The organism is Pseudomonas sp. NBRC 111143 (assembly GCF_001320965.1).
In the GTDB taxonomy this organism is placed as follows: Bacteria; Pseudomonadota; Gammaproteobacteria; order Pseudomonadales; family Pseudomonadaceae; genus Aquipseudomonas; species Aquipseudomonas machongensis.
The window spans coordinates 140,158-152,954 of the sequence record NZ_BCBT01000007.1 but is presented as its reverse complement, the minus strand read 5'-3'; the positions used below and the strand labels follow the sequence as shown (position 1 = coordinate 152,954).

The window sequence follows — 12,797 nt, the reverse complement described above, 5'->3', positions numbered from 1 at the left end:
CGATCTCATAGGCGCTAAAACCCCTTCGACTAGCACCTGTCAGCCTCTACGCAACCCCCTTAAAAAGCATGACCCCTACCCGCAACTGCCATACGCCCGCATGAACACCCCGACCACCTCGCGCACATGCTGCTCGGCTTCCTCTCCGGCCAGCGGCGGTGCGCAGCCCAGCAGCAGGCGGTAATCGGCAGCGCCCTTGATCAGGCAGAAGAAATGCTCGGCGGCGCGCAACGGATTCTCGATCCGCAGCAACCCACGCTCGTCGACACAGCGCAGCAACGCCTCCATCTCGGCCAGCACCCGCTTGGGCCCCGCCTCGTAGAAGAACTGCCCAAGCCCCGGGTCCTGGCTGCCCAGGGCCATGATCAGGCGCGTGAGCTTGACCGACTCGTCGCTGCTGATCAGTGCCTGGAAGCCTCGGGCGATGTTGAGCAGCACCTCTTCGATCGGCACCCCCTCGGGCAGCTCGAAGATCAGGTCGGGCAGCTGCGTTTGGCAGGTGGCCATGACTGCCGAGCCGAACAGGGTTTGCTTGTCGTTGAAGTGGCTATAGACCGTGAGTTTTGAAACACCTGCCGCCGCAGCGACCGCATCCATGCTGGTGTTGGCATAGCCAAGGCTGAGGAACAGCGACTTGGCGGCTTCGAGGATGGCCTCGCGCTTGGCGAGATCCTTGGGCCGGCCAGGGCCTGTGGGTGCGTCGATGGGCATTGGAATCCGTGTCTGTCTGATGAAGCGCTCATATTACCGGGTCGCGCGGCTCGCGGCTGCTACGCACGTCGCGGCGCAAATACATTTTTCTCTCATGCACCTGCTTCCCGGAGTCGTTTCGCTGACTTAATATACCCGCCAGTATAATTATTCGATGCGTCCTCTGCGAAAGGTCTTCCATCATGTTGCGTCGTGCGTCGCCCCTCGTCCTGCCCCTTGCCTGCCTTCTGCTGCTCACTGCCTGCGGCCAGGAGGCTGCTGCACCTGCGGCCCCGCGTCCGGCACTGGTGATCCAGCCCCAGCCCACCGGCGCCTCGGCCGACAGCTATCCGGGCGAAGTACGCGCCAGGTTCGAGCCGGAACTGGCGTTCCGTATTGGTGGCAAGGTCAGCAAGCGCCTGGTCGAGGAAGGGCAGCGGGTCAAGGCCGACCAACCACTGGCCGAGCTCGATCCACAGGATGTGCGCCTGCAGTTGGAGGCCAACCGCGCGCAGATGGCGGCCGCCGAAGCGAACCTGTCGCTGGTGCGGGCCGAACGCGACCGTTACCAGAAGCTGCTCGACCGGCAGATGGTCAGCCATTCCCAGTTCGACAATGCCGAGAATCTCTACCGTGCAGGTCTTGCCCGCTTCAAGCAGGCCAAGGCCGAATTCGACGTGGCCGGCAACCAGGCCGAATACGCGGTGCTGCGGGCGCCGCAGAACGGGGTGATCGCCAAGCGCCAGGTCGAGGTCGGCCAGGTGGTTGCGGCGGGGCAGACAGTGTTCACCCTGGCCGCCGATGGCGAACGTGAGGTGGCCATCGGCCTGCCCGAGCAACAGTTCGCGCGTTTCTCGGTAGGGCAGGCGGTCAGTGTCGAACTGTGGTCGCATCCCGAGCAACGCTTCGAGGGGCGTATCCGCGAGCTGTCGCCGGCGGCCGATCCACGCTCGCGCACCTTCGCTGCGCGAATCGCCTTCACATCGACGCAAGCCCCGGCAGAGCTGGGCCAGAGCGCCAAGGTGTACATCGCCCATGCCGAACACTCGCCGCTGTCGGTGCCGCTGTCGGCGGTGACTGCCGAGCAGGGCCAGGCTTATGTCTGGCGGGTTGGCAAGGACAATCGACTGGAGCGTGCGCCCGTCCGCCTCGGCCCCTATGGCGCAGACAGCGTGCCGGTGCTCGAAGGGCTGGGCGCCAACGACTGGGTGGTCGCCGCAGGTGGCCACGTGCTGCGCGAAGGCCAGGAGGTACGGCCGGTCGATCGCAGCAACCGTGTGGTGAACCTGGCGACCAAGGAGTAAGTCCCGATGGGTTTCAACCTTTCCGCCTGGGCGCTGCGCAATCGCCAGATCGTACTGTTCCTGATGATCCTGTTGGCGGCCATTGGCGCCATGTCCTACACCAAGCTGGGGCAGAGTGAAGATCCGCCCTTTACCTTCAAGGCCATGGTCGTGCGTACGCTGTGGCCTGGTGCCACCGCTGAAGAGGTGTCCCGACAGGTCACCGAGCGCATCGAAAAGAAGCTGATGGAGACCGGCGAGTACGACAAGATCGTCTCGTTCTCCCGTCCGGGTGAGTCCCAGGTCACGTTCATGGCCCGCGACTCGATGCATTCGAACGAAATTCCCGAGCTGTGGTACCAGATCCGCAAGAAGGTCGCGGACATTCGCCACACCTTGCCACCGGAAGTGCAGGGTCCGTTCTTCAACGACGAGTTCGGTACCACCTTCGGCAATATCTACGCCCTGAGCGGGGCAGGCTTCGACTATGCGGTGCTCAAGGATTATGCCGACCGCATCCAGATCCAGCTGCAGCGGGTCAAGGATGTGGGCAAGGTCGAGCTGATCGGCTTGCAGGACGAGAAGATCTGGATCGAGCTGTCCAACACCAAGCTGGCGACCCTTGGGGTGCCGCTGGCGGCGGTGCAGCAGGCGTTGCGCGAGCAGAATGCGGTGAGCACTGCGGGCTTCTTCGAAACGCCCAGTGAGCGCTTGCAACTGCGGGTCAGCGGGCGCTTCGACAGCGTCGAGCAGATTCGCCAGTTCCCCATCCGTGTAGGCGACCGAACCTTCCGCATCGGCGATGTCGCCGAAGTCCATCGCGGCTTCAACGACCCACCTGCGCCACGTATGCGCTTCATGGGCGAGGATGCCATCGGCCTTGCCGTGTCGATGAAGGACGGCGGTGACATCCTGGTACTGGGCAAGGCGCTGGAAGCCGAGTTCGCCCGCCTGGCGCACAACCTGCCGGCGGGCATGGAGCTGCGCAAGGTGTCCGATCAGCCGGCAGCGGTCAAGGCTGGGGTCGGCGAGTTCATCCAGGTGCTGGTCGAGGCACTGGTCATCGTGTTGTTGGTGAGCTTCTTCTCGCTGGGGGTGCGCACGGGGTTGGTGGTGGCGCTGGCGATCCCGCTGGTGCTGGCGATGACCTTCGCCGCGATGCACTACTTCGGCATCGGCTTGCACAAGATTTCGCTGGGGGCGCTGGTGCTGGCCCTGGGTTTGCTCGTGGACGATGCGATCATTGCGGTCGAGATGATGGCGATCAAGATGGAGCAGGGCTACGACCGGCTCAAGGCGGCGAGCTATGCCTGGTCGAGTACCGCCTTCCCGATGCTGACCGGAACGCTGATCACCGCTGCGGGCTTTCTGCCGATCGCCACGGCCGCGTCGAGCACCGGCGAATACACCCGCTCGATCTTCCAGGTGGTGACCATCGCATTGCTGACCTCGTGGGTCGCGGCGGTATTGTTCGTTCCCTACCTGGGCGACCGCCTGCTGCCGGACCTGGCCAAGCGCCATGCGGCGCGTCACGGCAATGGCGAGCATACGCCCGACCCTTACGCCACGCCGTTCTACCAACGTGTGCGCAAGGTGGTGGAGTGGTGCGTGCGCCGCCGCAAGACCGTGATCGTGCTGACCATTGCCGCTTTCATCGGCAGCATCGTGCTGTTCCGCTTCGTGCCCCAGCAGTTCTTCCCAGCGTCGGCGCGGCCTGAGCTGATGATCGACCTGAAGCTGGCCGAAGGCGCTTCGCTGGCCAATACCGCCGAGCAGGTCAAGCGCCTGGAGGCCCTACTCAAGCAGCAGGACGGTCTCGACAACTACGTGGCCTACGTCGGCACCGGCTCACCGCGTTATTACCTGCCGCTGGATCAGCAACTGCCGGCGGCGAGCTTCGCCCAGTTCGTGGTGCTGGCCAAGTCGCTCAAAGACCGCGAAGCCCTGCGCAGCTGGGCCATTACCACCCTTGAGCAGGAATTCCCGCAATTGCGCTCGCGGGTCACCCGCCTTGAGAACGGCCCGCCCGTGGGTTACCCGGTGCAGTTCCGGGTAACCGGTGAGCACATCGAGAAAGTACGCGCCCTGGCCCGCGAGGTGGCGGTCAAGGTGCGCGAGAACCCGCATGTGGTCAACGTGCACCTGGACTGGGAGGAGCCGAGCAAGGCGGTGTTCCTGGCGATCGACCAGGACCGTGCCCGGGCGTTGGGGGTGAGTACCTCGCACCTGTCCAGTTTCCTGCAGAGCTCGTTGACAGGTACCACCGTCAGCCAGTACCGCGAGGACAACGAACTGATCGAGATCCTCCTGCGCGGCACCCGCGAGGAGCGCAGCGACATAGGTAGCCTGGGCAGCCTGGCGCTGCCGACCGACAACGGCCAGAGCGTGGCGTTGTCGCAGGTGGCGACGCTGGAGTACGGCTTCGAAGAGGGCGTGATCTGGCACCGCAATCGCCTGCCGACGGTGACCGTGCGTGCCGACATCTACGACAAGGAACAGCCGGACAGCCTGGTCAAGCAGATCCTGCCGACCCTGCAGCAGGTGCGCGAGCAGTTGCCCGACGGCTACCTGCTGGAAGTCGGCGGCACGGTGGAGGATGCCCAGCGCGGTCAACGCTCGGTGAACGCGGGCATGCCGCTGTTCATCGTGGTGGTACTGAGCCTGCTGATGATCCAGCTGCGCAGTTTCTCGCGCACGGTGATGGTGTTCCTCACCGCGCCGTTGGGGCTGATTGGTGTGACCCTGTTCCTGCTGGTGTTCCGCCAGCCGTTCGGCTTCGTGGCGATGCTTGGCACCATCGCGCTGGCAGGGATGATCATGCGTAACTCGGTGATCCTGGTGGACCAGATCGAGCAGGACATCGCCGCTGGGCTGGACCGTTGGCAGGCGATCATCGAGGCCACGGTGCGGCGCTTCCGGCCCATCGTGCTGACCGCCCTGGCGGCGGTTCTGGCGATGATCCCACTGTCGCGCAGCGTGTTCTACGGGCCGATGGCGGTGGCGATCATGGGTGGGCTGATCGTGGCCACGGCGCTGACGCTGTTGTTCCTGCCGGCGCTGTATGCGGCGTGGTTCAGGGTGAGGAAGAACGCCTGAGGCCGACCTTCAGACCGCCGCGATTTCTTCGGCGGTCAGCGTCCTGAACGCACCTGGCGCCAGGGCCGGGTCCAGATGGATCGGCCCCATGCTTTCGCGGTGCAGGCCGATCACCTTGTTGTCGAAGTGGCTGAACATGCGCTTGACCTGGTGATAGCGCCCTTCGACGATCGCCAGCCGCGCGCTGCGTGGGCCCAGAATGTCGAGTTGGGCGGGCAGGGTGGTGAGGTCTTCGAAGGCGAAGTAGAAGCCTTGGCGAAATTTGTCGATGTAGTGCGCGCCTATTTCGTCCTCGGTCTCGACCAGATAGATCTTCGCCTGCTTGGTGCGTGGTTGGGTCAGACGGCGTGACCATTGGCCGTCATTGGTCAGGATCATCAGGCCGGTGGTGTTGTAGTCCAGGCGTCCGGCAATGTGCAGGTCGTCACGCAGGTCGGGCGGCAGCAGGTCGAGTACGGTGGGGTGCTGCGGGTCGCGGGTGGCGCTGACGCAACCGGCGGGCTTGTGCAGCATCAGGTAGCGTGCCGGGCGCCCGGCCTGCAGCAACTGCTCATCGACCTCGACTCGGCTGAATTCGCGCACCTCGTGGCGCGGGTCGATCACCGGCTGCGCGTCGACCCACACACGGCGCTGCACCAGCAGCACGCGCACCTGCTGGCGGTTGTACTGGGGAAAGTTGGCGAGAAATCGATCCAGGCGCATCGTACAAGTCTTAGAGAGGCTGCCGCTGGTCGGCTGCCTTGAGCTGTTCGTCGGCTGCTGCACAGCGAGGGCACAGGCAGGCTTTGTTACGCAGTTCGTCGGGAAGCGCTTCGAGCACAGCGGAATCGATGCTGACGCTGAAACACCAGCAGGCCTGGGTGGCACTGCGCGGGTCGGCCAGGGCGCACTGGTTGGCGGCGCCGCAGGCGGGGCAGCGCTGGCTGTCGTTCATGGTGGCTTCCGGGGATTCGAGTAGATCTGCACAGAGGCGCGCAGTATATCTGCTGACAGCTTTTGTCGCGCCTCTGTCCATTTGTATTTCCGGATCGTTCTGTCTGTTTCAATTTGTTGCGCAAATGGCACCGGATCTCGGGCGCACTGTCTTACTCAGTGTCGATCAACGTGTTGCGATCGACGTCCGCCAGCGCCGCTGTGCCGGGCAATCCAGCGGTCCAGGAGGCCGCCATGTACCCTCGAATCCTGTTGGTCGTTCTGCTTGGCCTGATGACCAGTGCCTGCGCCCCATACTACGGGGGCGGGGGCTATTACCGCAGCGAGTACTACACCGCTGACCGCTACGCCTACCCGGGTTACTACTATCGTCAGGACCGTTACTACGTCGCGCCCCAGCCTCGGTATTACTACCAGACGGCACCGCGTTACTACCGTCCAGCGCCGGCGCCTTACTACCGGCCCTACACGCCACCGGTGGTGAACCAGTGGCATGGCAATCCGCGTTATGACTACGGCAACCGCCAGCGCTATGACTATGGGCGTGACCGCGATCGCCATGATTATCGTGGTGGTGGGCGGGATGATCGCTGGCATTCCAATGGGCAAAGGGACCGGGGGCGCGGGGATCGCAACTGGCAGCGATAGGATCAGCCCAGATCTGCCAGCGGGTGTCGCCCCTCCCAGACTTTAGCGAAATGTGCGTCGACCACCGCCGCTGGCACGTTGCCGATATCCGGCCAGTGCCAGTGCGGTTGATTGTCTTTGTCGAGCAAGCGAGCACGCACCCCTTCGCTGAATTCCGGATGCCGACAGCAGTTCAGGCTCATGGCGTATTCCATCTGGAACACCTGGGCCAGCGACAGGTGACGGGCGCGGTGAAGCTGTTCCCAGACCAGATGACCCGTGAGCGGGCAGCCTTCATGCAAGCGCTCGCCCGCCTTGGCCAGCAGTGGATCGGCGTGTTGTCTCAAGCCGCACACGGCCCGCCAGGCGGCTACCGGGTCAGCGATATCGAGCAGCGCATCGATCACGGCACGGCGGGGCAGCCACTGCGCTTCGGGAAGTTCGCCCCAGGCGCGATGCTGCTCGGCCCTGAGCAGGCTGTTCAGTTGCAAGTCGGTCTGTTCCTGCCAGTTCAGTTGCAGCAGTTCTTCAATCAGCGACGCCTGCTGCTGCTCGCCGAGGAAGCGGTCCGCCAACCCCAGGTCAAGGGCGTCACGGGCATTGATCGGCGCACCGGTCAGCGCCAGAAACAGGCCAAGCTTGCCCGGCAGGCGGCTGAGGAACCAACTGGCACCGACATCCGGATACAGGCCGATGCTCACCTCCGGCATCGCCAGGCGGCTGCTGGGGGTGACGATGCGTACATTTGCACCCTGCAACAGGCCCATGCCGCCGCCCAGCACATGACCGTGGCCCCAGCACAATAGCGGCTTGGGGTAGGTGTGCAGCAGATAGTCGAGGCGGTATTCGGCGGCGAAAAAGGTTGCCGCCAGCGGCGGCACGCTGCCGGGATGCTCGCGACAGGCCTGTACCAGCGCCCGTACATCGCCGCCTGCGCAGAAGGCCTTTTCGCCATCGCCGCGCAGCAGCACGCAGACGACGCCCGGATCGCGCGCCCATTCGCGCAGGTGCGAATCGAGCATCTCGATCATCGGCAGGGTCAGGGCGTTCAGGGTCTTGGCGGCATCCAGGGTGGCGATGCCGATACGGGCGCCATCGGCGCCGGTGAGTACCTCGCAATGAATGGACATGGACAACCTCGCGCAAGTCGTCGCACAAGTATGGCTTGCCTGGCCGATCGTGCTTGTCACCGGTCGGAGCGATTGACAAGCCGGGGCGGCTTTCCTAGTGTCGCGCCCACTCTGATTCAGGATGGCGCCATGACCGACGACGATCGCATCAAGCTCGAACCCAGCTGGAAGGCCGCATTGCGTGCCGAGTTCGACAAGCCCTACATGCAGCAGCTGCGCGAATTCCTGCGCCAGGAATATGCCGCGGGCAAGGAGATCTATCCACCTGGGCCGCTGATCTTCAACGCCCTCAACACCACGCCGCTGGACAAGGTGAAGGTGGTGATCCTCGGCCAGGACCCTTACCACGGCCCCGGCCAGGCCCATGGTCTGTGCTTCTCGGTGCAGCCGGGCGTGCCGACGCCGCCTTCTCTGGTGAACATCTACAAGGAGCTGCAGCGCGACCTGAACTTGCCGATCCCCAATCACGGCTACCTGCAGAGCTGGGCCGAGCAGGGGGTGTTGCTGCTCAACACCACCATGACCGTCGAGCGTGCCAATGCTGCGTCGCATGCCAAGAAGGGCTGGGAGTTCTTCACCGACCGCATCATCGAGCTGGTCAGCGAGCAGTGCGAGAACGTGGTGTTCCTGCTGTGGGGGTCCCATGCGCAGAGCAAGCAGAAGCTGATCGACGGGACCAAGCATCTGGTGCTCAAGTCGGTGCATCCGTCGCCCTTGTCGGCGTATCGCGGATTTTTGGGTTGCGGGCATTTCAGCCGGACCAACGGCTTCCTGCAGCAGCGCGGATTGGAGCCCATCAACTGGGCGGTGCCGCCGTTGTAAGGGCTTGCGGTCGGGTTGGTCTCTTCGCGGGCAAGCCTGCTCTCAGCCAGTGGGAGCGGGCTTGCCCGCGAAGAGACCGACCGCTCAATCGCCCTGGCGCACCCAATACCTGAACATCGGTTCTGCCAGAAACAGCACGAACAGCAGCCGCATCACCTGCAATGCCGTCACCAGCGGCACCGACAGTTGCAGGGTCTCCGCCGTCAGGCTCATCTCGGCAATCCCCCCCGGCATCATCCCCAATGTCAGCGAACGCAGGTCCAGGTGGCTGAACAGGCTCAGCACCCAGGCCGCGCCGCCTGCGATCAGCATGCACAGGGCGGTCGCCACCAGGGTGCGCCCCAGGAACGCCGGCGCACGGCGGAAGAACGCGCGGTTGAAGTGACAGGCCAGGCCACTGCCGATCAGCCACTGGCCGATCTGGCTGGCGCCGTTGGGCAGGCCGATCTGCAGGTTGTTTGCCAGGCTGATGCTGGCGGCCACCAACAGTGGCCCGAACAACCAGGGGTTGGGCTGGCGCAGGCGCTGCCAGAGCAGCGCCACGCCAATGCTCAGCGGCGCGATCAGCGCCAGCCAGCCCCAACTGACGCTGCCGGCATGGTTCAGCGCCACGCCATCGCCCAGCAGCAGCTTGAACAGCGCTGGTACGCACAGCACCACCGCCAGTACGCGCAGGCTCTGCGCTGCCGCTACCTGGCTGAGTACCGCACCGTTGCGCGCGCCCAGGTTGACCATTTCCCCCGAGCCGCCAGGCATGCTGGCAAAGAATGCCGTGGCACGGTCCTCACCGGACCGGCGCAGCAGCCACACGCCGACGCCGCTGGAGACCGTGGTCAGCAGCGCGCCGAAGAAGATCAAGCCGAAATGGCTGGCAACCTGTTCGATCACTTCCGGGGTGAAGTGCAGGCCGATACCGATACCGATGACCCACTGCCCGCATTTGCGGCCGTTGGGGATTTCCGACAGCTGCCAGGGGGTGAGGCAGCGTACTGCGATGATTGCCAGCAGCGAGCCGACCATCCACGGCAAAGGCCAGCCGACCTTGCTGGCGATGAAACCGCCAGCAAGTCCGACCAGCCCGGTAGCCCAGAACAGCGGCAACGACCGATCAGGCATCGGCCATGGCCCGGCGCTGCAGGCTACGGCGGCGCCAGATGCGCAGCAGCGGGAGGGCCAGCATGCAGAACACCAGTGCCCACACGCTCATGCTGATCGGGCTCGACCAGAGGATGCCCAGCTCGCCGTTGGAGATCGACAGCGCACGGCGCAGGTTCTGCTCCATCAGCCCGCCGAGGATGAAGCCCAGCAGGATCGGCGACAGCGGGAAGTCGAGCTTGCGCAGGATGTAGCCCATGATGCCGATGCCAACCATCAGGAACAGGTCGAAGGTGGTGGCGTGCACGGCGTAGACGCCGATCGCGGTGATGATCGCGATCACCGGCACCAGCGCCCAGTTCGGCACGGCAAGGATGCGGGTGAAGATGCGGATCATCGGGATGTTCAGGATCACCAGCATGATGTTGGCAATGAACAGCGAGGCGATCAGGCCCCACACGATGTCAGGCTGCTGTTCGAACAGCAGTGGGCCGGGGGTGATGTTGTACAGGGTCAGTGCACCGATCATCACGGCGGTGGTGCCCGAACCTGGAACGCCCAGGGTCAGCATTGGCACCAGGGCCCCGCAGCAGGATGCACCGATGGCGGTTTCCGGGGCGGCGAGGCCACGGGCATCGCCCTTGCCGAACTTGCCGCTGGTCCCGGCGATACGCTTCTCGGTCATGTATGCCACGGCGCTGGCCAGGGTGGCACCGGCACCGGGCAGCACGCCCATGAAGAAGCCGAGCAGGCCGCAGCGAATGTTGACGACGAAGACCGAGGCCGCTTCCTTGAGGTTGAACAACATGCGCCCGGTGGCCTTGACGGCCTGGTGGCCATGGTGGGTCTTTTCCAGCAGCAGGAGAATCTCGCTGATGGAGAACAGGCCCAGTACCAGCACGACGAACTGGATACCGTCGGCCAGGTGCACGCTGTCACCGGTGAAGCGGTACACGCCGCTGTTGGCGTCGATGCCGACGGCGGACAGGAACAGGCCGATCAGCGCGGCGATGAAGGTCTTCAGTGGCTTGTCGCCGGCCATGCCGCCGAGGGCGACGATGGCGAACACCATCAACACGAAGTACTCCGCCGGTCCGAAGGCGATCGCCCATTTCGCCAGCAGCGGGGCGAACAGCACCATGCCGCAGGTAGCGATGAAGGCACCGATGAACGAGCTCCAGGCCGACAGTGACAAGGCGACACCGGCCAGGCCCTGGCGGGCCATGGGGTAGCCATCGAGGGTGGTCATCACGGTCGAGGCTTCGCCCGGGATGTTCAGCAGGATCGAACTGATCCGGCCGCCGTATTCGCAGCCCAGGTACACCGCGGCCAGCAGGATCAGCGCCGACTCCGGCGGCAGGCCGAGGGCAAAGGCGATGGGGATCAGCAGCGCCACGCCGTTGATCGGGCCCAGGCCTGGCAACAGGCCGACGACGGTGCCGATCAAGGTGCCGCTCAGGGCAGTGACGAGGTTGTAGGGGCTCAGGGCGACGCCGAAGCCCTGGCCGAGGTAGCTCAAGGTATCCATGTGTCAGTTCTCCAGTACGTCGAGCAGGCCGAGGGGCAGGGGGACGTCCATCACCCGGTCGAACAGCCAGTAGAGGAAGATGCTCATGCCCACCACCACCATGGCGCTGTGCAGCCAGCGGCCGCCATACAGGCGGGCCATGGGCAGGCCGGCGAGGACGGCGCTGAGGATGAAGCCCAGCGACTCGAAGGTGGCAGCGAAGACGATCAGCAGGCCGATGCAGGCGGCGATCTTGGTGAGGGTCTCGCGGTCCAGGGGAACTTCGTCGTCCTTGTGCACGATGGGCGTCGGACGAATCGCCAGATACAAAAGGCCCAGGCTCATCAGGCCGAGCATCAGCAGCGGGTAGGCACGCGGCCCTACCGGCTCATAGGAAAACGCCGCCTGGTACGGCCAGGCCATGACGGCCAGGGCGGCGCAGACCGCCAGCAGGGCCAGGGCGAAGATGCGTTGCAGGATCATGAAGGAATCCTCGATGGGAGCGGCTTTCATGCTTCCCTGTGGGAGCGGGCTTGCCCGCGAATGCGACAGACCAGGCAACGATGCTGCTGCGACTGGCGAATTCGCGGGCAAGCCCGCTCCCACAGAGATCACAGGGGCTTACTGAATCAGGCCGAATTCCTTGGCCAGTGTCTTGTAGTCGGCGACCTGCTTCTTCACATAGCCGTCGAGCTCTTCACCGGTCATGGCGAACGGGAACAGCTCGCGCTGGTCACGCAGCTTGGCGAAGTCTTCCGAGGCCAGCAGCTTGTCGAACGACGCCTTCCACCAGGCGTAGTCTTCGTCGCTCACCTTCGGGCCGAGGTAGAAACCGCGCACCACCGGCCAGACGATGTCGTAGCCCTGCTCCTTGGCGGTCGGGATATTCTTCATTTCAGGTTCGTCCAGGCGATTTTCCGAGAACACCGCGAGGATGCGCATGCTGCCGCTCTGGATGTGTGGCATGGAGTCGGAAATGTCGGTCGAACCCACCTGGATATGGCCGCCGAGCAGCGCGGTGGCGATTTCACCGCCGCCTTCCAGGGCCACGTAACGCAGGTCGCGCGGGTTGATGCCGGCAGCCTTGGCGATCAGCGCGGTCTGCATCCAGTCCTGGCTGCCCACGGTGCCGCCGGAACCGATCACCACCTTGCTCGGGTCCTTTTTCAATGCAGCAACCAGGTCATCGAGGGTCTTGTAGGGCGAGTCGCTTTTCACTGCGATGGCGCCATAGCTGGTGCCGACGGCGGCCAGCCATTTCACCGCGTTCTCGTCGAAACGGCCGAACTTGCCCTGGGCCAGGTTCAGCAGCGAGCCACTGGACCAGGCGACCAGCGTGCCACCATCGGCCGGACGCTGGGCCACCACGGCGTTATAGGCCACGGCGCCAACACCGCCTGGCATGTAGGTGACGCGCATGGGCTTGCTGAGGATCTTCTCCTCGACCAGTGCGCTCTGCACCAGTTTGCAGGTCAGGTCGAAACCGCCGCCGGGCGAGGCCGGGGCGATGCATTCCGGGCGTTTCGGTTCGGCGGCCAGGGCGTTGCCTGCCAGCAGCAGGCAGCCGGTGGCAAGGACGAGTCGGCGTAGTGAAAGGTTCATCGTCTATCTCCG

12 protein-coding genes are annotated in these 12,797 nt (G+C 64.6%); 4 read left to right on the top strand and 8 right to left on the bottom strand.

Annotated elements, in window-relative coordinates; all coding sequences use genetic code 11:
* Positions 1 to 75: 75 nt before the first annotated feature.
* Positions 76 to 711, bottom strand: a complete 636-nt coding sequence (locus tag APH44_RS06375; protein ID WP_054891858.1) for a TetR/AcrR family transcriptional regulator — start codon at positions 709 to 711, stop codon at positions 76 to 78.
* A 182-nt stretch (positions 712 to 893) separates the two neighbouring features.
* On the opposite strand from APH44_RS06375, the gene APH44_RS06370 reads away from it, so the two are divergent.
* Both APH44_RS06370 and APH44_RS06365 read left to right on the top strand, forming a co-directional pair.
* Positions 894 to 1,994 (top strand): efflux RND transporter periplasmic adaptor subunit, encoded by a 1,101-nt coding sequence (locus APH44_RS06370; protein WP_054891857.1) that lies wholly within the window; start codon positions 894 to 896, stop codon positions 1,992 to 1,994.
* Between the two features lie 6 nt (positions 1,995 to 2,000).
* Positions 2,001 to 5,069 (top strand): efflux RND transporter permease subunit, encoded by a 3,069-nt coding sequence (locus APH44_RS06365; RefSeq protein ID WP_054891856.1) that lies wholly within the window; start codon positions 2,001 to 2,003, stop codon positions 5,067 to 5,069.
* A gap of 9 nt (positions 5,070 to 5,078) precedes the next feature.
* Here APH44_RS06365 and APH44_RS06360 read toward each other — a convergent pair whose 3' ends face one another.
* A complete protein-coding gene (locus tag APH44_RS06360) occupies positions 5,079 to 5,771 on the bottom strand; it encodes a pseudouridine synthase (RefSeq protein WP_054891855.1) in 693 nt (230 codons plus the stop codon).
* 10 nt (positions 5,772 to 5,781) lie between these two features.
* Positions 5,782 to 6,003 carry a cysteine-rich CWC family protein gene (locus tag APH44_RS06355; RefSeq protein ID WP_054891854.1) on the bottom strand — a complete coding sequence of 74 codons (222 nt, stop codon included), beginning with the start codon at positions 6,001 to 6,003 and terminating at the stop codon, positions 5,782 to 5,784.
* Between the two features lie 233 nt (positions 6,004 to 6,236).
* Between APH44_RS06355 and APH44_RS06350 the strand changes: the two genes are divergently transcribed.
* Entirely contained in the window at positions 6,237 to 6,650 is a 414-nt protein-coding gene (locus APH44_RS06350; protein ID WP_054891853.1) for a hypothetical protein, read from the top strand.
* Positions 6,651 to 6,652: 2 nt separating this feature from the next.
* On the opposite strand, the gene APH44_RS06345 is transcribed toward APH44_RS06350, so the two are convergent.
* Complete coding sequence (locus APH44_RS06345) at positions 6,653 to 7,759, bottom strand: enoyl-CoA hydratase/isomerase family protein (RefSeq protein ID WP_054891852.1); 1,107 nt, start codon at positions 7,757 to 7,759, stop codon at positions 6,653 to 6,655.
* Between the two features lie 129 nt (positions 7,760 to 7,888).
* Here APH44_RS06345 and ung point away from each other — a divergent pair, with 129 nt between their 5' ends.
* Positions 7,889 to 8,581 (top strand): uracil-DNA glycosylase, encoded by a 693-nt coding sequence (gene ung / locus APH44_RS06340; RefSeq protein ID WP_054891851.1) that lies wholly within the window; start codon positions 7,889 to 7,891, stop codon positions 8,579 to 8,581.
* Between the two features lie 84 nt (positions 8,582 to 8,665).
* On the opposite strand, the gene APH44_RS06335 is transcribed toward ung, so the two are convergent.
* The 4 genes from APH44_RS06335 to APH44_RS06320 all read right to left on the bottom strand — a co-directional run bounded on the left by APH44_RS06335 (position 8,666) and on the right by APH44_RS06320 (position 12,785).
* Entirely contained in the window at positions 8,666 to 9,697 is a 1,032-nt protein-coding gene (locus APH44_RS06335; protein ID WP_054891850.1) for an AbrB family transcriptional regulator, read from the bottom strand.
* Entirely contained in the window at positions 9,690 to 11,204 is a 1,515-nt protein-coding gene (locus APH44_RS06330) for a tripartite tricarboxylate transporter permease (RefSeq protein WP_054891849.1), read from the bottom strand. The genes APH44_RS06335 and APH44_RS06330 overlap by 8 nt, the downstream gene beginning before the upstream one ends.
* A 3-nt stretch (positions 11,205 to 11,207) precedes the next feature.
* Positions 11,208 to 11,666: a tripartite tricarboxylate transporter TctB family protein gene (locus APH44_RS06325; protein ID WP_054891848.1), complete on the bottom strand. Its 459-nt coding sequence runs from the start codon at positions 11,664 to 11,666 to the stop codon at positions 11,208 to 11,210.
* Positions 11,667 to 11,804: 138 nt separating this feature from the next.
* Positions 11,805 to 12,785 carry a tripartite tricarboxylate transporter substrate binding protein gene (locus APH44_RS06320; protein WP_054891847.1) on the bottom strand — a complete coding sequence of 327 codons (981 nt, stop codon included), beginning with the start codon at positions 12,783 to 12,785 and terminating at the stop codon, positions 11,805 to 11,807.
* Positions 12,786 to 12,797 lie beyond the last annotated feature (12 nt).